Origin of the sequence: Paraburkholderia monticola (assembly GCF_001580545.1) — a bacterium.
Classification (GTDB): Bacteria; Pseudomonadota; Gammaproteobacteria; order Burkholderiales; family Burkholderiaceae; genus Paraburkholderia; species Paraburkholderia monticola.
Genome location: NZ_LRBG01000003.1, coordinates 108,515 through 129,509, shown reverse-complemented (window position 1 = coordinate 129,509; position 20,995 = coordinate 108,515). Strand labels below are relative to the sequence as shown.

The following is a 20,995-nucleotide window of genomic DNA, read 5'->3' as shown; positions in this document are numbered from 1 at the left end:
CTGTTTTTTTATACAGTGTCTGCGTTTCGTGCGAAGTCCTGAAGACTCCGCCCAATCTGGCGGAACCTCGGGTGCACACCTGCCTCAGACGCCGTTCATCATAGCAAAGGACGATTCATGGAAGAAAGCAAGAAAGGCTCGGCTGGACTGACTGCTGAAAAGAGCAAGGCGCTCGCTGCCGCGCTCGCGCAGATCGAAAAGCAGTTCGGCAAAGGGTCGGTCATGCGGCTCGGCGCAGGTGAGGCAGTCGAAGACATCCAGGTGGTCTCCACCGGATCGCTCGGCCTCGACATCGCACTGGGCGTCGGCGGTTTGCCGCGTGGCCGCGTGGTCGAAATCTACGGTCCGGAATCGTCGGGTAAAACCACGCTGACGCTGCAGGTCGTCGCCGAAATGCAGAAGCTCGGCGGCACTGCGGCGTTCATCGACGCGGAACACGCGCTGGACATTCAATACGCGGGCAAGCTCGGCGTGAACGTCTCCGACCTGCTGGTTTCGCAGCCCGACACGGGCGAACAGGCGCTCGAAATCGCCGACGCGCTGGTGCGCTCGGGCTCGATCGACATGATCGTGATCGACTCGGTCGCGGCGCTGGTGCCGAAGGCGGAAATCGAAGGCGAAATGGGCGACTCGCTGCCGGGTCTGCAGGCGCGTCTGATGTCGCAGGCGCTGCGCAAGCTCACCGGCACGATCAAGCGCACGAACTGCCTCGTCATCTTCATCAACCAGATCCGCATGAAGATCGGCGTGATGTTCGGCAACCCGGAAACCACCACGGGCGGTAACGCGCTGAAGTTCTACGCGTCGGTACGTCTGGACATTCGCCGCATCGGTTCGATCAAGAAGAACGACGAAGTGATCGGCAACGAAACGCGCGTGAAGGTCGTCAAGAACAAGGTGGCGCCGCCGTTCCGCGAAGCGATCTTCGACATCCTGTACGGCGAGGGCATCTCGCGTCAGGGCGAAATCATCGACCTGGGCGTGCAGGCCAAGATCGTCGACAAGGCTGGCGCATGGTACAGCTACAGCGGCGAGCGGATCGGTCAGGGCAAGGACAACGCGCGTGAATTCCTGCGCGAAAATCCGGAAATCGCTCGCGAAATCGAAAACCGCATCCGCGAATCGCTGGGCGTCACCGCGATGGCGGACGCCGTGACCGGCGCCGACGCTGAAGTCGCGGGCGAAGAAGAGTAAGCATCACGTGATACGCAAAGGCCGGCCGCTATCCGGTTCCGACTCCGGACGCTATCCGGACGGCCCGCGCGACGCGGCGAATGGATCGCCTGATTCCGGCGATCCATTCGATCCGTTCGAATCGTTCGAATCGTTCGACGCGCACGATCGCGCCGCGGGCCGTGACCCGCAGCGTACGCGGTCTGCATCCCCTGCAGCGTCGTCGAGCCCAAATTTCTCCGAGCTCGATTCCACCTCTCCCGCCGAAGTCACCTACACGCGCTCGCGCCGCCAACCCGGCGAAACGAAGCCCGGGGAGGCCGACGAAGACGACAGCAGAAAATCCCAACGCCCCGTCCGTTCGCTGAAAGCGCGCGCGCTCGGCTATCTGTCGCGCCGCGAATACAGCCGCGCCGAACTGGCACGCAAGCTGAAACCCTACGTCGAGGAAACCGATTCGCTCGACACGGTGCTCGACTCGCTGGAAGCCGAAAACTGGCTATCCGACTCGCGTTTCGCGGAAAGCGTGGTCCACCGGCGCGCATCGCGGCTCGGCACGAGCCGCATTCTCGGCGAACTGAAGCAGCACGCGCTCAACCCGGCGCTGGTCGAAGAGGCGAGCGCGCAATTACGCGAAACCGAACTCGCGCGCGCTCAAGCCGTCTGGCGCAAGAAATTCGGCCAGTTGCCGCAAACGCCGGCCGAGCGCGCGAAACAGGCGCGCTTTCTCGCGTCGCGCGGTTTTTCCGGTGCGACGATCGGCAAGATCCTGAAGGGTATCGAAGACATATTGGACGGCGACTAGCACGCCGGCCTCGGCCACCCGAAATGCCGCGCTTTAACCTGCCGCGCGGCCGTGCGCAATCGGGGCTGTCCCAAATACCCGTTATGCTAAAATCCAGTGGTTTTCCAATCCGGCCTTTCCTTTCCGCATGTCGCTCTCCCCGCCAGTGTCCCGTCAGTTGCGCCATCGTCGCGCAATCAGAGCGGAAGCTTACGAGCGAGCCGATGGCCTGTGGGATGTGGAAGCGTGCCTGACCGACGAAAAGCCGCGCGATGTGGCGCTTGCGTCGGGTGTCCGGCCCAATGGTCAGCCGATCCATGAACTCTGGCTTCGCATCACCATCGATCGCAAGCTCAACGTCGTCGACGCCGAGGCGTCGTCCGACTGGGTGCCCTATCCAGGGTTGTGCCAGGCCAGCAATCCCGCCTATCGTGCCCTCATCGGGCTCAATCTGTTCCACAACTTCCGTCGCGATGCTGCCCGTTTGCTGGCCGGCACGGCCGGTTGCACGCATCTCACCGAGTTGTGCGCGATCCTGCCGACCGCCGCGATCCAGGCGTTCGCCGGCGACGTGTGGAACACCGATAAGGGCAGCACGCCGGGCGCGAATGCGGGTTCGGAAGACGAGTCGTCTAACGGCACAGGCGAACATTCCAACGACAAACCGCCATTCCAGTTGGGACGCTGCCACGCGCTGCGTTTCGACGGCGAGGCGGTGAAACAGTTCTATCCGCGCTGGTATGGCCACGCACCGCGTGCGGCCGAACGCGCGGCCCCGTCGGACGACGCGGTGGTCCGCGAACAAAGCGGCGACGTGTCGGCCTGAACGGCGGCAACGGAAACGAAGTTCTATCCAACTCTCAGACTGAAGGGAATCACGCATGAAGATTCACGAGTACCAGGGTAAGGAAATCCTGCGGAAATTCGGCGTCGCGGTACCGCGCGGCAAGCCGGTCTTCTCGGTGGATGATGCGGTCAAGGCCGCGGAAGAGCTCGGCGGCCCGGTGTGGGTCGTGAAGGCTCAGATCCACGCGGGTGGCCGTGGCAAGGGCGGCGGCGTGAAGGTCGCCAAGTCGCTGGAACAGGTTCGCGAATACTCGAACCAGATCCTCGGCATGCAGCTCGTCACGCACCAGACCGGTCCGGAAGGCCAGAAGGTGAACCGCCTGCTGATCGAAGAAGGCGCGGACATCAAGAAGGAACTGTATGTCGGTCTCGTGATCGATCGCGTTTCGCAGAAGATCGTCGTGATGGCGTCGAGCGAAGGCGGCATGGACGTCGAAGAAGTTGCGGAAAAGACGCCTGAGCTGATCCACAAGGTTGCCGTCGATCCGTCGACCGGCCTGAAGGACTCGGAAGCCGACGACCTCGCCACGAAGATCGGCGTGCCGGCTGCTTCGCTGCCGCAAGCTCGCGCAATCCTGCAAGGCCTGTACAAGGCATTCTGGGAAACCGACGCATCGCTCGCCGAAATCAACCCGCTGATCCTGACCGGCGACGGCAAGGTCATCGCGCTCGACGCGAAGTTCAACTTCGACTCGAACGCGCTGTTCCGTCACCCGGAAATCGTCGCGTACCGCGATCTGGACGAAGAAGATCCGGCTGAAGTCGAAGCGTCGAAGTTCGACCTCGCGTACATTTCGCTCGACGGCAACATCGGCTGCCTCGTGAACGGCGCTGGCCTCGCAATGGCAACGATGGACACCATCAAGCTGTTCGGCGGCGAACCGGCGAACTTCCTCGACGTCGGCGGAGGAGCTACGACCGAGAAGGTCACCGAAGCGTTCAAGATCATGCTGAAGAACCCGAACCTGACCGCGATTCTGGTCAACATCTTCGGTGGCATCATGCGCTGCGACGTGATCGCGGAAGGCGTGATCGCGGCGTCGAAGGCCGTGTCGCTGAAGGTGCCGCTCGTGGTCCGCATGAAGGGCACGAACGAAGACCTGGGCAAGAAGATGCTCGCTGAATCCGGTCTGCCGATCATCGCGGCGGACAGCATGGAAGAAGCGGCTCAGAAGGTCGTCGCGGCTGCTTCGGGCAAGGCGTAAGCCACCTGTCTACGGCGCATTTACCAGCTTTTTTGCCAAATTGACGAGTGGCGGCGCGCGAGCGACACAGGCGTGAAACATCGCGCCAGGTGGCGCTAACGCGCGACGCCAAACGAACAGAGGTCAATACATGTCGATTCTGATCAACAAAGACACCAAGGTCATCACGCAGGGCATCACCGGCAAGACCGGTCAGTTCCACACGCGTGCTTGCCGTGAATACGCAAACGGCCGCGAAGCGTACGTCGCGGGCGTGAACCCGAAGCGCGCCGGCGAAGATTTCGAAGGCATCCCCATCTACGCGAGCGTCGCTGAAGCCAAGGCTGAAACGGGCGCGACCGTGTCGGTGATTTACGTTCCGCCGGCAGGCGCTGCTGCTGCGATCTGGGAAGCTGTCGAAGCCGACCTGGATCTGGCAATCTGCATCACGGAAGGCATTCCCGTCCGTGACATGATCGAGCTGAAGGCTCGCATGCGCGCAGAAAACCGCAAGACGCTGCTGCTCGGACCGAACTGCCCGGGCACGATCACGCCGGACGAACTGAAGATCGGCATCATGCCGGGTCACATCCACCGCAAGGGCCGCATCGGCGTCGTGTCGCGTTCGGGCACGCTGACGTATGAAGCAGTCGGCCAGCTGACCGCGATCGGCCTCGGCCAGTCGTCGGCAGTCGGTATCGGCGGCGACCCGATCAACGGTCTGAAGCACATCGACGTCATGAAGATGTTCAACGACGATCCGGATACGGATGCCGTCATCATGATCGGCGAAATCGGCGGTCCGGACGAGGCGAACGCTGCCGAGTGGATCAAGGACAACATGAAGAAGCCGGTGGTTGGCTTTATCGCTGGCGTCACGGCGCCTCCGGGCAAGCGCATGGGCCACGCCGGCGCGCTGATCTCGGGCGGTGCCGACACCGCTGAAGCGAAGCTGGAAATCATGGACGCGTGCGGTATCAAGGTCACGAAGAACCCGTCGGAAATGGCGCGTCTTCTGAAGGCGATGCTGTAAATCGAATTCGCGTGCCGTAGGCGCGCGATTTTTGATACGCTTACGAATTCCTTTCGTGAGCGCGAAGTCCCGAAAAGCGGGGGAGTGCAGACTCCCCCGCTTTTTTTTCGTCCGCGCTTGCGCAGAGTTTGTGTCCGGCCGCCGATTTTCTTCTTATGCTTTCTTCCATGCTCGACTTCATCACGACTCTCAATTGGGGCGCGGTCTTTCAGATCATCGTCATCGACATTCTGCTTGGCGGCGATAACGCGGTCGTGATCGCGCTTGCCTGCCGCAACCTGCCGCAGTCGCAGCGCATGCGCGGCATCGTGTGGGGGACAGTCGGCGCGATCGCGCTGCGGGTCGTGCTGATCGCATTCGCGGTCGTGCTGCTCGATGTGCCGTTCCTGAAGTTCACGGGTGGTCTGCTGCTGCTTTGGATCGGCGTGCGTCTTCTTGCGCCTGCGCACGAGGGGCATGCGAACGTGAAGCCGGCCGACAAGCTGATCTCGGCGGTGAAGACGATCATCGTCGCCGACGCGGTGATGAGCGTCGACAACGTGATCGCGATCGCGGGCGCGGCCGAAGCCGCCGAGCAGGAGCATCGCCTGGCACTGGTGATCTTTGGCCTCGTCGTGAGCATTCCGTTGATCGTGTGGGGCAGCCAGCTGATTCTGAAGTTGCTCGATCGCTTTCCTGCCGTCGTGCTGTTCGGCGCCGCGCTGCTCGGATGGATCGCGGGCGGTCTGATGGTCAACGATCCGGCCGGCGACCGCTGGCCGATCCTCGACACGCCCGTCGCCGAGTACGGGATGAGCCTCGCGGGGGCACTGTTCGTCGTGATCGTCGGTTATCTGGTGAAGCGGCGTAACGCGAAACGCGCGGCGGTATGAGCGCGGCGCGGACGGCGTCGACGGCACCCGGCGCGCGGCGCCGCCACGTGCAGATCGCCTAAACCGGGACGCCGTCCGAACGCAAGCCTGGCCATCCGGCTGACTGTGAAGCGCGAGCCACGCTCGCTACGATAAAGACGCCTGTTCCCGATCCTCGGGCCAGGCGTTTTTCGTATCAGGAGTCTGCCGATGATCGTCACCTTGCCGTATTCCCCTTACTCTCAATCCACGCAACGCACGCGTTCGTCGCGCCGCGCACGCTGGCGCGCGGGCTGGATCGCGCGGGTCTGGCGCCGCTGCGGCGTCGGCTTCACGCTGATCGAGCTGATGATCGTGCTGGCGATCGTCGGTGTGATCGCGGCCTATGCGATTCCCGCGTATCAGGACTATCTGGCGCGCAGCCGGGTCGGCGAGGGCTTGTCGCTCGCGGCGTCGGCGCGGCTCGCGGTGGCTGAAAACGCCGCAAGCGGCAACGCGTTCAGCGGCGGTTATGCGTCGCCGCCCGCCACGCGCAATGTCGAGTCCATCCAGATCGACGACGACACCGGACAGATCACGATCACCTACACGACCCGCGTCGCCCAGGCCGGAGCGAACGCGCTGACGCTGGTGCCCTCGGTGCCGGACAACGCCGATGCGCCGAGCGCGCGCATCGCGTTGAGCAAGGACGCGGTGCAAAGCGGTGCGCTGACGTGGGAGTGTTTTGCGAGCGGCAAGAGCGCGTCGTCGTTGCCGGCGCCAGGCTCGGGGCCGATGCCGGGCGAAGCGCCGACGCTCGCCGCGAATCTGGCGCCGCCCGAATGCCGTGCGTAAGTGAATGAAAGAGACGGCGGCCGAGCTGGCCTGCCGAGTCGAAGAATCAACGTAAAAGGCTGATTTTCTGCCTATTTCGGCCGGGCCGGCGCACAGTGCAACGAATTTTTTGTATAGTGCGCCGGTTGCTGACGCCCACCGTTGATTCGATGCCCACCCCTTTTGCGCGCTACCTGTCTCTCGTACTGCTGGCTCTTGCATTGATTCTGCCCTATGCAGTTGCCAACCATACGTATCCGATCCCAACCTTCTACGCCGAATTCACTTCGCTCGCGTTGTATCTGCTGACCGGTGCCGCCGTCGTGCTGCTGGTCGCGACCGCGCGGCCGCGCGTGAGCTTCGCGTCGCCCACGGTCGCGCTCGTGCCACTGCTGTTCGGCCTCGTGCTGGTGGTGCAGACGCTGCTGCCGGTCGCGCAACCGTCGATGAACTGGCTCGGCGCCGGCTTCCTGCTCGCCGCGTTCATGGCCGTGCACGTGGGCTATGGCTTCACCCGCGTGAAGCTCGACGAAACCGCGTTGCGCTGGGCGGCGGGGGCGTTGATCGTCGGCGGTCTGTTTGCGGTGTTCAGCCAGGTGATCCAGCTGTTTCACCTCGAGACGCGTGTCGCGCCGTTCGTCGTCTCGTACAACGTAACGGTCGAGCGGCGGCCATTCGGCAACATGGCGCAGGCGAACCATCTCGCGACGTATATCGCGTTTGCGATGGCGGGCGCGCTGTACCTCGTGCAGACGCGCCGCATTGCGGTGCCGGTCTGGCTGCTCGTATCGACGATTTTCTCGGTCGGTCTCGCGCTGACCGTGTCGCGCGGTCCGTGGCTGCAGATGGGCGTGATCGTCGTCGCCGGCTTCTGGATGGCCTTCGCGCAAATGCGCAACGAACCGCAACTGCGCCGCAGTAACAGCGCGTGGCTGGTGCCGATCGCGCTCGCGGTGCTGTTCTTCGTGGTCAATGCGCTGATCCGCTGGGCCAACGTGCGTTATCACCTCGAGCTCGGGCAGTCGGCCGCCGAGCGCTTCCAGGACGCCGGCCAGATCGCTCCGCGCCTGGCGCTCTGGAAATACGGCTGGACGATGTTCAAGATGCATCCGCTGCTCGGCGTCGGCTGGGGCGAATTCCCGAGCTATCAGTTCGAGCTCGTCAAGCAGCTGGGCGGCGTCGAGATCGCCAACAACTCGCACGACATCTTTATCGACCTGCTCGCGAAGACCGGTCTGATCGGCCTCGCGATCGTGCTCGTGGGTCTGATCGGGTGGCTCGTGCGCGTCGTGCGTGCGCCGCAAAGCGCCGCGCGCGTGTTCGGCATCGCGCTGATCGGCGTGCTGACGATGCACGCGCTCGTCGAGTATCCGCAGCAGTACATGTTCTTCCTGCTGCCCGCGATGTTCGTGTTCGGCCTGCTCGAAACGCGGCCGTTGCGGGTGGTGCCCGCGAATGTTTCGTTCGGCGCGTTCGCCGTCGTGGTGTTCGGCGGACTTGCCGCGCTGTATCCGGTGTATCGCGACTATGCGCGTGCCGAGGTGCTGTACTACGGCGCGCGGCCGGCCGAGCAGTACAGCGCGGATCCGTCGCTCCTGTTCGGCTCCTGGGGCGAATACGGTCTCGCGACGCTGCAGCCGATGAATCCGCTGAACCTGCAACGTAAGCTCGCAATGCACAAGCAGGCGATTGCGTTGTTGCCGGGCGAGACGGTGCTGCGTCGATATGCGGTGCTGCAGGCATTGACCGGCGATACCGCGGCGGCGCTCGATACTGTCGAACGCCTGCGGATTTTCGCGGAGGAACTGAAGGATTGGCCGGCGCAGCTCGGCTATCTGTATGAGCTCGTCGACGAGCAGAAGTCGCTCGCGGGCTTCAGGGAGCAGTTGGTGAAGCGCTACGGCACGCCGGCGACCGATACGACACCGGACGACGATAGCGACAGCGATTGATTGCGAAGAGCAAGCTCAGGCACGCTGAGGCCAAGGCTTGCGCGCTGCGAAGTTCAAAGTTCGGAATACTTCGCGGCGGTGCCTTTCGCCTTGTCGACGGGGTAGCGCGCTTCGTTCAGCTGCAGTTTTTCCGCCGCTGCGTCGACGAGATCGAAACCCGCGGTATGGGCCACCAGCAGCAGATACATGAACACGTCGGCGCACTCGTGCCTGAGGTTCGTCGATTGCGCCGGATCGCGCAGTAGCGCGTCGATCTGGGCATCGGATTTCCACTGAATCGTCTCCAGCAGCTCGCCGGCTTCGATGCCGGTGGAGACGATCAAATTGCGCAGCGTGTGAAACTGCTGCCAGTCGCGCGCGTCGCGAAACGCCAGTAGCTGCTCGAGCAGTTTGTCGATGGTCATCTTGCTACCCCGATAGTTGTCGAACCGCGCCTCAACCCTGCGCGACCCAATCCCCCGATTTCCCGCCGTGCTTCTCCAGCACCTTCACGTCGGTGATGGTCATGCCGCGATCCACCGCCTTGCACATGTCGTACACGGTCAAGAGGCCGATCTGCACGGCGGTCAGCGCTTCCATCTCGACGCCCGTGCGCCCGAACGTCTCCACCTGAACCGTGCAGTGCACGCCGGGCATCTTCTCGTCGAGCTCGAACTCGGCCTTCACGCGTGTCAGCGCCAGCGGGTGGCACAACGGAATCAGATCGGCGGTGCGCTTCGAGGCCTGGATCGCCGCGATGCGCGCGATGCCGATCACGTCGCCCTTTTTGGCATTGCCGTCGCGGATCAGCGCGAACGTGTCGGGCAGCATGCGGATCGAGCCACGCGCGATCGCGATGCGCCTCGTCTCCTGCTTGCCGCCGACGTCCACCATATGCGCCTCGCCGGCCGCATCGAAATGAGTGAGTTCAGGCATGGTTGACTCCTTCAGAGGGCGCCTATCATAGCAGTGCGGCGCGGCCTCGAATCGTCGCCGCGACTGATTACACTTGCGCTGTATCGTGCTGTGCGTTTCGCCTCGTGCGTGTCCTGCGGCGCTCCTGCCCGTTATCTTAGTCCGGGCCGCGGGCGGCGCTTTTCGACTTCGTCAGACCGGCTTCGCGATGCATCCAAAACGATTCCTCGCTGCGTTGCTATCCGTCGCGCTCGCGGTGCCGCCGGGCGCGTTTGCGCAATCGGGCGGCGGGGCGGCCGTCGCGCCGCACGCGTCGGCGTCGGAGGCGCCGCTCGTCAGCGGCGCAGGCGCCGCGTATGCCGATCCGATCCTGCCCGCCGACATCGCGCGCGGCGTGTTCGGCACCTATGGCGGCGCACAGAGCCGCTTGTCCAACGGCGGCGGAAGTGGCAGCAGCGGCAGCCATGGCAGCAACGACTGGCGCGCGCCGATCGCCGCGCAGCAATTGCCCGATCTCGGCAGCGGCGGCGCCGACTCGCTGACGCCGCAGGCCGAGCGCAAGCTAGGCGAGCGCGTGATGCGCGACCTGCGCCGCGATCCCGACTATCTCGACGACTGGCTGGTGCGCGACTACCTGAATTCGGTCGCGGCCAGGCTCGCCGCGGCGGCCAGCGCGCTATACATCGGCGGCTATCGTCCGGACTTCGAGCTGTTCGCGGTGCGCGACTCGCAGATCAACGCGTTTTCGCTGCCGGGTGGCTTCATCGGCGTGAACACGGGGCTCATCGCGGCGACGCAGACCGAGTCCGAGCTCGCGTCGGTGCTCGGTCACGAGATGGGCCACGTGCTGCAGCGGCACATCTCGCGGATGATCGCAAACGGCGAGCACGGCGGCATCGCGGCGCTCGTCGGTCTGCTGTTCGGCGTGCTGGCCGGCGTGCTCGCGCACAGCGGCGACCTGGGTAGCGCGATTGCGATTGGCGGCGAGGCGTATGCGGTCGACAGCCAGCTGCGCTTCTCGCGTTCGGCCGAGCAGGAAGCTGACCGCGTCGGTTTTCTGCTGCTCGCGGGCGCCGGCTATGACCCGTATGCGATGCCGACGTTCTTCCACCGGCTCGATCGCGCGGCGATGGATGAAAACGGCGTGCCGGCCTATGCGCGCACGCATCCGTTGACCGGCGAGCGGATCGCCGACATGGAAGACCGCGCGCGTCGCGCGCCGTACCGGCAACCGCATCAGGACCCCGAATATGGATTCGTGCGGGCGCGTTCCCGTCTGTTGCAGGTCCACTCGCGCAGCGATTACGCGGACGCGATTTCTCGGCTGCGCTCGGAAATCGACGACCGTACCGCGCTGAACGTCGCGGCGAACTGGTACGGCATCGCCTATGGACAGATGCTGCTCGAACGCTACGACGACGCGGCGGCCTCGCTCGCGAACGCCCGCGCGACGTTCGTTTCGGGCGCGCGTGCGCAAGGCGAGCCCGAGCGCGATTCGCCGAGCCTCGACGTGCTCGCGGCCGACATCGCGCGCTCCGCCGGTCACGCCGACGAAGCCGCGCGTCTCGCCGAGTTCGCGCAGAAGCGCTGGCCGCAATCGAACGCCGCGATCGACATCCACATCCGCACGCTGCTGACGCTGCACCGTTTTACCGACGCACAGGCGCTCGCGATGCAGGAAACCCGGGCGCATCCCGATCAACCCGCGTGGTGGCTGTATCTCGCGCAGGCGAGCGCGGGCAGCGGTGATGCGTTGACGCAGCATCGCGCGATGGCGGAGAAGTTCGCGCTGGAGGGGGCGTGGCCATCGGCGATCCGGCAGTTGAAGGACGCGCGCGACCTGAAGACGATCGGCTATTACGACCTCGCGACCGTCGATGCGCGCCTGCACGAGATGGAGAGCCGCTACAAGGAGGAGCGGCTCGACGAGAAGGGGTAGGGGCAGGCGAACGCGCGCCGACGCGGGCCTCAGTCCTGCGCGGCCGGACTCGCGACGAAGCCGAAGCGCGCGGCCACCTGGTCACGTTTCACGCTTTGCAGCGGCAGCGTGAGCTGGGCATTCCAGTGGAACGTACCGCTCAATGAACCATCGTCGGCGAGCGTCGCGTGATCGGAGAAGATTTCGAGGTCGTGATCGTGCAGCACGGCGACCCGTGCCGGCTGCGAGTGATCGGCGAACAGAATGCCGCCGTCTTCATCGACGAACACCGCCACCGGTTCGAACGCGCCACCGCCCTGGTCGTGCAACGCGAGCGACCCATCCGTGTGCGCGGACAACCGGACCACCCACGGCGTATAGCCCAACTCGACATAGACACGCTGTGGCCCGTTCTGGAAAAACCACTGTCCGTGCTCATCGGCCTCGTAGTTCCGGTTGATGAAGCCAAGCAGCGCTTCGTGCCGGATCTGCGCACCGGGCGCGCCGCTCGCCTGGGCCGCTTCGTCACGCATGCGCCAGTTGCCGCGCCGGTCGAGCATCAGCCAGCCGGTGCAGCTCGGTACGTTCGGCCATTTGGCCAACGCCTGTCTAACGATGTCATCCATGATCGATGTGCCGCTCCAGATAGCCGAACACGCGCCGCGACAGCCAGTCGATGCGGCCCGGGAACGGCCCGGTCATAAAACCCGCGTGGCCGCCGTGCTCCGGCTGATCAAGTTCGACCGCCGCCGACACCTCCTGCCGCGACGGCAGCGCTTCGGCCGGCAGGAACGGGTCGTTGCGGGCGTTGAGCACGAGCGTCGGCACCTCAATGTGCGGCAGCAGCGGGCGGGTGGTTGCGCTGCTCCAGTAGTCGTCGGTATCGCGAAAGCCGTGCAGCGGCGCGGTCACGACGTTGTCGAACTCGTACATGGTGCGGCTCGCGAGCATCGCGTCGCGATCGAACAGGCCGGGGAACTGCTCGAGCTTCTGGTCGGCCTTGTGCTTCAGCGTCTTCAGAAAGCTGCGCGTGTAGACGAGACCAAAGCCTTGCGACAGCGCGCGGCCGCCCGCATGGACGTCGATCGGCGTTGAAATCGCGGCGGCGGCCGACACCACCCGGGTCGCCTCGTCTTGCCGCTCGCCGAGCCAGCGCAGCAGCACGTTGCCACCGAGCGACACGCCCGCGGCGACCACCGGCCCGCGATGCGCGGCGCGCAGGCGGCGCAGGATCCAGTCGGCCTCGTTGCTGTCGGCGAGATGATAAAAGCGCGGCAGCCGGTTCAACGGGCCGCTGCAACTGCGAAAGTGCGGCACCACGCCGTGCCAGCCATACTCGCGCGCGGCCGCCATCAGCGTGGCCGCATAGTGCGACGACGAACTGCCTTCGAGTCCGTGAAACAGCACGAAAAGCGGCGCGGTGTCGGCGGGCGCGCGTTCATGCGCGACCCAGTCGAGATCGATGAAATCGCCGTCGGGCGTGTCCCAGCGCTCGCGGCGAAACGACACCGCGGGGCGGCGCGCGAACAGCGAAGGGACGATGGTCTGCGCATGCCGGTTAGGCAGCCACAGCGGCGCGCGGTACAGCAGCTCGACGGTCGCCTCGACGGCGGCCGCCACCTTGGCGGGGGCTGTCCCGGAGGAAGCGGATTTATCGGGCGTCGAACTCATACCGGCGGACAAGCGAGAAAGCGCAAATCTGATTCTGTAATGATGCCGCGTCAGTGCAACGGGCCCTGGCCATGCCGCATCTTCGTCGCGAACTGGCTGGCCGTTTCGTTCGGCATCGGGCTCGCGTGGATATGCGCGATGCGCCATTCGCCGCGTTCGTGGACCATCACGTAGGTGGTGAAGACCATTGCGGGCGTGGCGGTCGGGTCAGCCGGGCGATGCGCTTCGGCAATCGCATACACGACGGTGCCGAGGCTGTCGTAGACGCGGATGTCGAGCGGTTCGATCGATACCGGCAGCGCTTCGAGCTGGACCTGCAAGCCATTGCGGATGCTCTCGAGACCATGCAGATGCGAGCCGTCCGCGCAGATGCAGCTGACGAACTCCTCGTCGATCCACAAGCCCATCAAGCTGTCGATATTGACCTCGGCGACGGCCTGATAGTAGGCGTTCAGGGTATCGGCGGCGGCTTCGAAGATATGGGCAAAACGTGGCATGGCTCGTCAGTCTCTTGTGCGCGGCGCGCGGTTGCGGGTCAGCGTTAGCGGGACGGTCCGATGCGCGGGACCATCGCTCCCGGGCGTCAGCTTGCCCGTGCCGCAAGGCGCGAACATGACGCGACGCGCTCGGGGGCGTGCGGTGTTGCGTGCAAGTACCAGTCGGCTCAGCGCTGCGCGAGCAGCATGCCGCGTAAATCGCCGAAAACCTGCTCGGCGCTCAGCTGCTTCAGGCAGTTCAGATGACCGAGCGGGCACTCGCGCTCAAAACAGGGGCTGCATTCGAGATGAAGCCATTGTACCTTCGCGAGCTCGGACAAGGGCGGGGTGTGGCGCGGATCGGTCGAACCGTAGACGGCCACCAGCGGGCGGCGTAGCGCGGCGGCGACGTGCATCAGGCCGGAGTCGTTGGTGACGACCGCATTGGCCCGCGAAATCAGCGCGCAGGCCTCGCCGAGCGCGGTTTGACCGCACAGGTTGCGCACGTTCGGCGCCTTCTCGGCGATCGCCTGCGCGAGCGGCGCGTCTTTCGGCGAACCGAGCGCGACGATCTGCGTGTACGGGAACGACTGGCCGACCATCTGCGCGAGCGACGCGAAGTGCTCGGGCGGCCAGCGCTTCGCGGGGCCGTACTCGGCGCCGGGGCAGAACACCAGCAGCGGCACGCGCGTATCGAGATTGAAGCGCGCCGACACGCGCGAGGCCTCGTTCAGATCCGTGTCGAGGCGCGGCATCGGCAGATCTTCGGGGACCTTGGCGCCGGGCGCGTAGGCGAGGGCGGCGTAGTGGCCGATCATCGGCGGACGCGCGTCCTTGCGCGGATTCGCGTGACGCACGTTCAGCACGCCGAAGCGGCTCTCGCCGGTGTAGCCGATGCGTAGCGGAATGCCCGCCAGCCACGGAATCAGCGCCGATTTGAACGAGTTCGGCAGCACGTAGGCCGCGTCGTAGCCGACGTCGCGCAGATCGCTCGAGAGCTGCCAGCGGCGCAGCATCTGCAGCTTGCCGTGGGCGAGATCGGTTGCGTAGACGTCGCGGATTTCCGGCATGCGTTCGAGCACGGGGGCGACCCAGCTGGGCGCGACCGCGTCGATGACGATGCGCGGATGCAATTTCACGAGGCGCGCAAACAGCGGCTGCGCCATCAATGCGTCACCGATCCAGTTCGGTGCGATAACCAACGCGCGACGCATCAGAGTGAGTGTCCGGTGTCGATAACAAGCGCCGCGCGCGCCATGCGCGTGGCACTCGGATGGGTAAATGGGGAAAGCGGAAAACCGCGCGGCGCGGGACCGATTGCCCACACGCGCCGCAATGGCAGTGCGGGCGGCGGCGCGGGTCGTGCGGCCGAGCTTGCGTCGCGGCGAGCGCGTGGTCCGAAACCCGCGCCGCGTGCCGCCGACGCCGGCTCAGAACGCTCGTTGCGCCGGCTCAATGGCCCTTGATCACTTCGCCGTCGCGCAGCTTGTAGCGCGTGCTGCAGTACGGGCAACGCGCTTCGCCATGCGACACGTCGATGAAGACGCGCGGATGGGCGCTCCAGCGCGGCATGGCCGGGTTCGGGCAGTACGCCGGCAGATCTTTCGCCGACAGTTCGACCAGCGGCATTTCCTTGATTTCGCTCATGAGGCTTTCTCGTTGTATGCGGGGTGCTTGCAGTGCGCCGCCGACGGGGCGGCGCGGCGCATTTCAGACGCTCATTGCGGCGCTTGCTCAGATCTTCGTGAGCCAGTTCGCGTATTTCGCGTTCTTGCCGTTCACGACGTCGAAGAAGGCCGACTGCAACTTTTCGGTGATCGGGCCACGCGCGCCGGCGCCGATCGCGCGGTTGTCGAGCTCGCGGATCGGTGTGACTTCGGCGGCCGTACCGGTGAAGAACGCTTCGTCGCAGGTGTAGACCTCGTCGCGCGTGATGCGCTTTTCGATCACCTGCAGGCCCATGTCGCGCGCGAGCGTGATGACGGTGTCGCGCGTGATGCCGTCGAGGCACGACGACAGGTCGGGCGTGTACAGCTTGCCGTTGTTGACGAGGAAGAAGTTCTCGCCCGAGCCTTCCGACACGTAGCCGTCGACGTCGAGCAGCAGCGCTTCGTCGTAACCGTCGGCGATCGCTTCCTGGTTCGCGAGAATCGAGTTCACGTACCAGCCCGACGCCTTCGCGCGCACCATCGACACGTTCACGTGATGGCGTGTGAACGACGAGGTCTTCACGCGGATGCCCTTGGTGATGCCGTCTTCGCCGAGGTACGCGCCCCACGGCCACGCGGCGATCGCGACGTGGATCGTGTTGCCCTTGGCCGACACGCCGAGCTTTTCCGAGCCGACCCAGATGATCGGGCGCAGATAGCACGACTCGAGCTTGTTCTCGCGGACCACTTCGCGCTGCGCGGCGGCGAGCGTTTCATGGTCGAACGGCACGTCCATCTGGAAGATCTTGGCCGAATTCAGCAGGCGCTTGGTGTGCTCCTGCAGGCGGAAAATCGCGGTGGCGCCGTCGGCGGTCTTGTAGGCGCGCACGCCCTCGAACACGCCCATGCCGTAGTGCAGCGTGTGGGTGAGCACGTGGATCTTGGCATCGCGCCAGTCGATGAGCTTGCCATCCATCCAGATCTTGCCGTCGCGGTCGGCCATTGACATACGGTTCTCCAGCAGGTGCGTTATGAGGTGCGGCCATGAGCGCAGGACATAGCCGGGAGCGCTATTTTAGCTTCTTTTGCACACGCAACGGGCATTTGGGCGCACCCCGGACGCTATAATCCAGCGCACGCATAAATCAAATCCGGATACGCCAGCGAGTGGCTCGCGAGCTGGCGCCCACCAGGCCTTCTTGACGGCGTTTCCTGCGTCCGTACCCTTCGCCCGATGCTCGCTCGACTGTCCGATACCGATCGCCGTGCTTTCAGTGAAGGCGCGCGCGCCTACGCTCCCACGCTGATGGCGATTTTCTCGTGGGGCCTCGTGACCGGCATCGCGATGAGCAAGTCCGTGCTGACGCTGCCGCAGGCGCTCACGATGTCGCTGCTGTGCTATGCCGGCTCGTCGCAACTGGCGGTGTTGCCGCTCCTCGCCGCGAAGCTGCCGGTGTGGACCGTGCTGCTGACCGCGGCCATGGTCAACACCCGCTTCGTGATCTTCAGCGCCGGCCTCGCGCCGCATTTCTCCTATCTGTCGATGTGGCGGCGCATCGTGCTCGGCTATTTCAACGGCGACGTGATCTATCTGCTGTTCGTGAAGAAGAGCTTTCCGACCGGCTACGTGCCAGGCAAGGAGGCCTACTTCTGGGGCATGGCGGTGTCGAGCTGGCTGTCGTGGCAGGTGTCGTCGATCCTCGGCATCCTGCTCGCGAGCCTGATTCCCGACAACTGGGGGCTCGCGCTCGCCGGCACGCTCGCGCTCCTGCCGATCATGGTGGCGGCGATCGCGACGCGCTCGACGCTGGTCGCGGTCAGCGTGGCCGGCATCGTCGCGCTGCTCGCGCTCGATCTGCCGTACCGGCTCGCGCTGCCGCTCGCGGTGATCGCGGCGATCGCCGCCGGCAGCGCGGCCGACCTGATGATCGAGCGCGCCGACCTGCGCCGCATCCGCGGCGTGAGCGATCGCCCCGGAGACTCCCGATGACCTCCACGCAAATCTGGCTCGCCATTATCGGCATGACCTTCGTCACTGCGTTGACGCGCGCGATGTTCCTGATCGGCGGCGAACGCACGGTGCTGCCGGCGCGCGTGCAGAAGATGCTGCGCTACGCGCCGGCCGCCGCACTCGCCGCCGTAGTGCTGCCCGACGTGCTGACTACCCCTGACGGCCTGTCGTTCGGCACCTCCAACCACGAGCTCTACGCGACGCTCGCCGGTCTCGGCTGGTTTTTGTGGCGGCGCACCATGCTCGGCACGATCGTGACCGGAATGATCGTATTCACGCTGATGCGCGTCTTTCTCTGACCGCCCCGAGGCCAATGCTGCGGCGCGGCATCGACGGCCTCGCGATCAAATACGGGACATTCGCTCCATCGCGGGTCAGAAGGCCGTTTGGATCAGTTAAAATGCACCTTTCCGGGTTGAGCGCGCCGCAGCAAGGCGCCTAGTGCCGCGGCTGGCCGCCGGCGCCCGATCCCGCGGAGCCGTTGGGCCGAAGCGCTGGAATTGGTCGCGCTCGGTCCCCGCGCGCTGTCCGCCACCGCCTTCTCATCAACTCGCCTACTCAAGCCCATGAACAAGGTATTGCGTCTCTCCGACCTGATCGCCGAAGGCAAGCTGTCCGGCAAACGCGTGTTCATCCGCGCCGATCTGAACGTGCCGCAGGACGATCAAGGCAACATCACCGAAGACACCCGCATCCGCGCTTCCGTGCCCGCCATCAAGGCCGCGCTCGACGCCGGCGCCGCCGTGATGGTCACTTCGCACCTTGGCCGTCCGACCGAAGGCGACTTCAAGCCGGAAGACTCGCTCGCACCGGTGGCAAAGCGTCTCGCCGAGTTGCTCGGCCGCGAGGTGCCGCTCGTCGCGAACTGGGTCGAAAACGGCGTGAACGTCGCGCCGGGCGCGGTCGTGCTGCTCGAAAACTGCCGCGTCAACAAGGGCGAAAAGAAGGATTCCGACGAGCTCGCGCAGAAAATGGCGAAGCTCTGCGACATCTACGTGAACGATGCGTTCGGCACCGCGCACCGTGCCGAAGCGACCACCCACGGCATCGCGAAATACGCGCCGATCGCCTGCGCGGGTCCGTTGCTCGCGGCTGAACTCGAAGCGCTCGGCAAGGCGCTCGGCGCACCGAAGCGCCCGCTCGTCGCGATCGTCGCGGGTTCGAAGGTGTCGACCAAGCTGACCATCCTGAAGTCGCTCGCGGAGAAGGTCGACCAGCTGATCGTCGGCGGCGGCATCGCGAATACGTTCATGCTCGCGGCCGGCCTCAAGATCGGCAAGTCGCTCGCTGAAGCCGATCTCGTCACCGAAGCGAAGGCGATCATCGACGCGGCCAAGGCCCGCGGCGCCTCGGTGCCGATCCCGACCGACGTGGTCACGGCCAAGGAGTTCTCGCCGACCGCGAAGGCCGAAGTGAAGGCCGTCGCCGACGTGCAGGACGACGACATGATCCTCGACATCGGCCCGGACACGGCCAAGGTGCTCGCCGCGCAACTCGAGAAGGCCGGCACGATCGTGTGGAACGGCCCGGTCGGCGTGTTCGAGTTCGACCAGTTCGGCAACGGCACGAAGACGCTCGCGGACGCGATCGCGCGCTCGGCGGCATTCTCGATCGCAGGCGGCGGCGATACGCTCGCGGCGATCGCCAAGTACGGCATCCACGACCAGGTCAGCTACATTTCGACGGGCGGCGGCGCGTTCCTCGAGTTCCTCGAGGGCAAAAAACTGCCGGCGGTCGAAGTTCTGGAATCGCGGGCTTAACGTGGCGACGCGCTCCTCATCGGCGAAGTCGACCAAGGCGCGTGGCGCGAAAGCGCCGCGCGGTAACGCGGCAACACCGGCAGGGGAGCCCGCAACACGCGCCGCCACTGCATCGGCGATGGCCGGACAGGATATGGCCGTCGAGGCGCTCGTAGCGCCCGCGGTCGCCGAACCGGCGCTAGCCGCCGGGGTGGCCGCGGAGCCGGTTGCGCAGCATGCTCCGGCCGACGACCCGGCGGCGCCGCCAGCGGCACCCACCGAAGCACCCAGCGAATCCGCCCAGCCCGATTCGAACCAGCCCGATTCGAACCAGCCGGAACAGCCTTCCGGCAAGCAGCACAGCAGCACTCCGGCGCGCAAGGCGCCGGTCTCGAATACCGCATCACCCGCCTCCCCCCACAAAGCGACCCCGGCCACAGCCGGCGCGCGACCCCAGCCAGCATCATTCGATGCGCAGACTCCGCAGCAGCCCCGCAGCGCTCTTTCCAGCGATCCTATCCAGACGAGGAGACTCATGCATCGCGCCACCAAGATTGTCGCTACTATCGGTCCGGCTTCCAGCACACCGGAAATCCTGCTGCAAATGATTCAGGCGGGCCTGGACGTGGTGCGGCTCAATTTTTCGCACGGCACCGCCGACGACCATCGCCAGCGCGCCGAATTCGTGCGCGAGGCGGCCCGCCAGGCCGGCCGCGAAGTCGCCATCATGGCTGACCTGCAAGGCCCGAAGATTCGCGTCGGCAAGTTCGAGAACGGCCGCACGACGCTCGTCGCCGGCAATGCGTTCATCCTCGATTCCGAATGCGAGCTCGGCAATGACGACCGCGTCGGCCTCGACTACAAGGATCTGCCGCGCGACCTGAAGCCGGGCGACGTGCTGCTGCTCAACGACGGCCTGATCGTGCTGGGCGTGCAACGCGTGATCGGCAACGAGATCCACACGGTCGTGAAGATCGGCGGCGAGCTGTCGAACAACAAGGGCATCAACCGCCAGGGCGGCGGTCTGTCGGCGCCCGCGCTGACCGCGAAGGACATGGAGGACATCCGCACGGCGATGTCGCTCGGCGTCGATTTCGTCGCGGTGTCGTTCCCGAAGAACGCGACCGATATGGAAATGGCTCGGCAGCTCGCGAACATCGCCGGCGCGCCGTACGGCATCAAGCCGAAAATGATCGCGAAGATCGAGCGCGCCGAGGCGATTCCGGCGCTGCAAGGCATCCTCGACGCGTCGGACGGCATCATGGTCGCGCGTGGCGACCTGGCCGTGGAAGTGGGCAACGCCGCAGTGCCGGCGCTGCAAAAGCGCATGATCCGCATGGCGCGCGAATCGAACAAGTTCGTGATCACCGCGACGCAGATGATGGAGTCGATGATCCACGCGCCGGTGCCGACCCGCGCGGAAGTGTCGGACGTCGCGAACGCGGTGCTCGACGGCACGGACGCGGTGATGTTGTCGGCGGAATCGGCGGCGGGCAAGTACCCGGTGCAAACCATCGAGACGATGGCCGCGATCTGCGTCGAAGCGGAAAAGTCCGAGCAGTCGGAGCTCGACAAGGATTTCCTCGACCGCACCTTCACGCGCATCGACCAGTCGGTTGCGATGGGCGCGCTGTTCACCGCCTATCACCTCGGCGCCAAGGCGATCGTCGCGCTGACCGAGTCGGGCTCGACCGCGCTGTGGATGTCGCGTCACTGGACCCACGTGCCGATCTTCGCGCTGACGCCGCGCGTCGGCAGCGAACGGGCGATGGCGCTGTATCGCAACGTGACGTCGCTGCATCTGGATACCAACACCGACCGCGACACCGCGCTGCAGCAGGCGCTCGAAGCGGTGGTCGGCAAGGGCTACGCGTCGCACGGCGATATGGTCGTGCTGACGGTCGGCGAGCCGATGGGTCAGGCGGGCGGCACCAACACGTTGAAGATCGTGCGGGTCGGTGAACCGTACTGATCAGGCAGCACTGCTCGATCGGCACGGGC

Annotated in this window: 21 protein-coding genes; 13 read left to right on the top strand and 8 right to left on the bottom strand. The window is 65.3% G+C overall.

Translation table 11 applies throughout. The features are described from left to right. The first annotated feature begins 117 nt into the window (after nt 1-117). The 8 genes from recA (at nt 118) to CI15_RS03935 (ending at nt 8,636) form a co-directional block, all read left to right on the top strand. Nucleotides 118-1,194 carry a recombinase RecA gene (recA, locus tag CI15_RS03970; protein ID WP_062124518.1) on the top strand — a complete coding sequence of 359 codons (1,077 nt, stop codon included), beginning with the start codon at nt 118-120 and terminating at the stop codon, nt 1,192-1,194. Between the two features lie 7 nt (nt 1,195-1,201). Beyond that, complete coding sequence (gene recX, locus CI15_RS03965; RefSeq protein ID WP_062124516.1) at nt 1,202-1,978, top strand: recombination regulator RecX; 777 nt, start codon at nt 1,202-1,204, stop codon at nt 1,976-1,978. Between the two features lie 127 nt (nt 1,979-2,105). Continuing rightward, nucleotides 2,106-2,783, top strand: coding sequence for a DUF2889 domain-containing protein (locus CI15_RS03960; protein ID WP_174543196.1), 678 nt, complete (start codon nt 2,106-2,108; stop codon nt 2,781-2,783). 55 nt (nt 2,784-2,838) lie between these two features. After that, entirely contained in the window at nt 2,839-4,008 is a 1,170-nt protein-coding gene (gene sucC / locus CI15_RS03955; protein ID WP_062124511.1) for an ADP-forming succinate--CoA ligase subunit beta, read from the top strand. 130 nt (nt 4,009-4,138) lie between these two features. Next, the gene (gene sucD / locus CI15_RS03950) at nt 4,139-5,020 is read left to right on the top strand and encodes a succinate--CoA ligase subunit alpha (RefSeq protein ID WP_062124510.1); all 882 of its coding nucleotides are present in this window, start codon (nt 4,139-4,141) and stop codon (nt 5,018-5,020) included. A 167-nt stretch (nt 5,021-5,187) separates the two neighbouring features. After that, a complete protein-coding gene (locus tag CI15_RS03945) occupies nt 5,188-5,892 on the top strand; it encodes a TerC family protein (protein WP_062124508.1) in 705 nt (234 codons plus the stop codon). A gap of 189 nt (nt 5,893-6,081) precedes the next feature. Continuing rightward, nucleotides 6,082-6,705, top strand: a complete 624-nt coding sequence (locus tag CI15_RS03940) for a pilin (RefSeq protein ID WP_062124506.1) — start codon at nt 6,082-6,084, stop codon at nt 6,703-6,705. A 149-nt stretch (nt 6,706-6,854) separates the two neighbouring features. Continuing rightward, nucleotides 6,855-8,636, top strand: coding sequence for a PglL family O-oligosaccharyltransferase (locus CI15_RS03935; protein WP_062124860.1), 1,782 nt, complete (start codon nt 6,855-6,857; stop codon nt 8,634-8,636). A gap of 53 nt (nt 8,637-8,689) precedes the next feature. On the opposite strand, the gene CI15_RS03930 is transcribed toward CI15_RS03935, so the two are convergent. Continuing rightward, nucleotides 8,690-9,040 carry a nucleotide pyrophosphohydrolase gene (locus tag CI15_RS03930; RefSeq protein ID WP_062124504.1) on the bottom strand — a complete coding sequence of 117 codons (351 nt, stop codon included), beginning with the start codon at nt 9,038-9,040 and terminating at the stop codon, nt 8,690-8,692. A 31-nt stretch (nt 9,041-9,071) separates the two neighbouring features. Next, a complete protein-coding gene (gene moaC, locus CI15_RS03925) occupies nt 9,072-9,551 on the bottom strand; it encodes a cyclic pyranopterin monophosphate synthase MoaC (protein WP_062124502.1) in 480 nt (159 codons plus the stop codon). Between the two features lie 187 nt (nt 9,552-9,738). On the opposite strand from moaC, the gene CI15_RS03920 reads away from it, so the two are divergent. After that, nucleotides 9,739-11,469 carry a M48 family metalloprotease gene (locus CI15_RS03920; RefSeq protein WP_062124500.1) on the top strand — a complete coding sequence of 577 codons (1,731 nt, stop codon included), beginning with the start codon at nt 9,739-9,741 and terminating at the stop codon, nt 11,467-11,469. Between the two features lie 29 nt (nt 11,470-11,498). On the opposite strand, the gene CI15_RS03915 is transcribed toward CI15_RS03920, so the two are convergent. From CI15_RS03915 to CI15_RS03890, 6 genes are all read right to left on the bottom strand, one after another. After that, nucleotides 11,499-12,074 (bottom strand): DUF2946 family protein, encoded by a 576-nt coding sequence (locus CI15_RS03915; protein ID WP_062124498.1) that lies wholly within the window; start codon nt 12,072-12,074, stop codon nt 11,499-11,501. After that, entirely contained in the window at nt 12,067-13,119 is a 1,053-nt protein-coding gene (locus CI15_RS03910; RefSeq protein ID WP_174543195.1) for a hydrolase, read from the bottom strand. The genes CI15_RS03915 and CI15_RS03910 overlap by 8 nt, the downstream gene beginning before the upstream one ends. Nucleotides 13,120-13,169: 50 nt before the next feature. After that, nucleotides 13,170-13,616: a nuclear transport factor 2 family protein gene (locus CI15_RS03905; protein ID WP_018421709.1), complete on the bottom strand. Its 447-nt coding sequence runs from the start codon at nt 13,614-13,616 to the stop codon at nt 13,170-13,172. A gap of 167 nt (nt 13,617-13,783) precedes the next feature. Beyond that, nucleotides 13,784-14,809: a lipopolysaccharide heptosyltransferase II gene (waaF, locus tag CI15_RS03900; RefSeq protein WP_062124494.1), complete on the bottom strand. Its 1,026-nt coding sequence runs from the start codon at nt 14,807-14,809 to the stop codon at nt 13,784-13,786. A 238-nt stretch (nt 14,810-15,047) separates the two neighbouring features. Then, a complete protein-coding gene (locus tag CI15_RS03895; RefSeq protein ID WP_008920434.1) occupies nt 15,048-15,242 on the bottom strand; it encodes a zinc-finger domain-containing protein in 195 nt (64 codons plus the stop codon). Nucleotides 15,243-15,329: 87 nt separating this feature from the next. Beyond that, nucleotides 15,330-16,253 (bottom strand): branched-chain amino acid transaminase, encoded by a 924-nt coding sequence (locus tag CI15_RS03890; protein ID WP_062124492.1) that lies wholly within the window; start codon nt 16,251-16,253, stop codon nt 15,330-15,332. 225 nt (nt 16,254-16,478) lie between these two features. Between CI15_RS03890 and CI15_RS03885 the strand changes: the two genes are divergently transcribed. The 4 genes from CI15_RS03885 to pyk all read left to right on the top strand — a co-directional run bounded on the left by CI15_RS03885 (nt 16,479) and on the right by pyk (nt 20,966). Then, nucleotides 16,479-17,234 (top strand): AzlC family ABC transporter permease, encoded by a 756-nt coding sequence (locus CI15_RS03885; RefSeq protein ID WP_062124491.1) that lies wholly within the window; start codon nt 16,479-16,481, stop codon nt 17,232-17,234. After that, a complete protein-coding gene (locus tag CI15_RS03880) occupies nt 17,231-17,554 on the top strand; it encodes an AzlD domain-containing protein (protein WP_062124489.1) in 324 nt (107 codons plus the stop codon). Before CI15_RS03885 ends, CI15_RS03880 begins: the two co-directional genes overlap by 4 nt. Nucleotides 17,555-17,821: 267 nt before the next feature. Then, nucleotides 17,822-19,015, top strand: coding sequence for a phosphoglycerate kinase (locus CI15_RS03875; RefSeq protein ID WP_062124487.1), 1,194 nt, complete (start codon nt 17,822-17,824; stop codon nt 19,013-19,015). Between the two features lie 514 nt (nt 19,016-19,529). Then, nucleotides 19,530-20,966, top strand: coding sequence for a pyruvate kinase (gene pyk, locus CI15_RS03870; RefSeq protein ID WP_062124485.1), 1,437 nt, complete (start codon nt 19,530-19,532; stop codon nt 20,964-20,966). Nucleotides 20,967-20,995: the final 29 nt, after the last annotated feature.

Bases quoted from the DNA above. Each gene is read 5' to 3' on its own strand.
- recA (WP_062124518.1), top strand. From the start codon at position 118: ATGGAAGAAAGCAAGAAAGGCTCGGCTGGACTGACTGCTGAAAAGAGC.
- CI15_RS03960 (WP_174543196.1), top strand. From the start codon at position 2,106: ATGTCGCTCTCCCCGCCAGTGTCCCGTCAGTTGCGCCATCGTCGCGCA.
- sucC (WP_062124511.1), top strand. From the start codon at position 2,839: ATGAAGATTCACGAGTACCAGGGTAAGGAAATCCTGCGGAAATTCGGC.
- sucD (WP_062124510.1), top strand. From the start codon at position 4,139: ATGTCGATTCTGATCAACAAAGACACCAAGGTCATCACGCAGGGCATC.
- CI15_RS03945 (WP_062124508.1), top strand. From the start codon at position 5,188: ATGCTCGACTTCATCACGACTCTCAATTGGGGCGCGGTCTTTCAGATC.
- CI15_RS03940 (WP_062124506.1), top strand. From the start codon at position 6,082: ATGATCGTCACCTTGCCGTATTCCCCTTACTCTCAATCCACGCAACGC.
- CI15_RS03935 (WP_062124860.1), top strand. From the start codon at position 6,855: ATGCCCACCCCTTTTGCGCGCTACCTGTCTCTCGTACTGCTGGCTCTT.
- CI15_RS03930 (WP_062124504.1), bottom strand. From the start codon at position 9,040: ATGACCATCGACAAACTGCTCGAGCAGCTACTGGCGTTTCGCGACGCG.
- moaC (WP_062124502.1), bottom strand. From the start codon at position 9,551: ATGCCTGAACTCACTCATTTCGATGCGGCCGGCGAGGCGCATATGGTG.
- CI15_RS03920 (WP_062124500.1), top strand. From the start codon at position 9,739: ATGCATCCAAAACGATTCCTCGCTGCGTTGCTATCCGTCGCGCTCGCG.
- CI15_RS03915 (WP_062124498.1), bottom strand. From the start codon at position 12,074: ATGGATGACATCGTTAGACAGGCGTTGGCCAAATGGCCGAACGTACCG.
- CI15_RS03910 (WP_174543195.1), bottom strand. From the start codon at position 13,119: ATGAGTTCGACGCCCGATAAATCCGCTTCCTCCGGGACAGCCCCCGCC.
- CI15_RS03905 (WP_018421709.1), bottom strand. From the start codon at position 13,616: ATGCCACGTTTTGCCCATATCTTCGAAGCCGCCGCCGATACCCTGAAC.
- waaF (WP_062124494.1), bottom strand. From the start codon at position 14,809: ATGCGTCGCGCGTTGGTTATCGCACCGAACTGGATCGGTGACGCATTG.
- CI15_RS03895 (WP_008920434.1), bottom strand. From the start codon at position 15,242: ATGAGCGAAATCAAGGAAATGCCGCTGGTCGAACTGTCGGCGAAAGAT.
- CI15_RS03890 (WP_062124492.1), bottom strand. From the start codon at position 16,253: ATGTCAATGGCCGACCGCGACGGCAAGATCTGGATGGATGGCAAGCTC.
- CI15_RS03885 (WP_062124491.1), top strand. From the start codon at position 16,479: ATGCTCGCTCGACTGTCCGATACCGATCGCCGTGCTTTCAGTGAAGGC.
- CI15_RS03880 (WP_062124489.1), top strand. From the start codon at position 17,231: ATGACCTCCACGCAAATCTGGCTCGCCATTATCGGCATGACCTTCGTC.
- CI15_RS03875 (WP_062124487.1), top strand. From the start codon at position 17,822: ATGAACAAGGTATTGCGTCTCTCCGACCTGATCGCCGAAGGCAAGCTG.
- pyk (WP_062124485.1), top strand. From the start codon at position 19,530: ATGCATCGCGCCACCAAGATTGTCGCTACTATCGGTCCGGCTTCCAGC.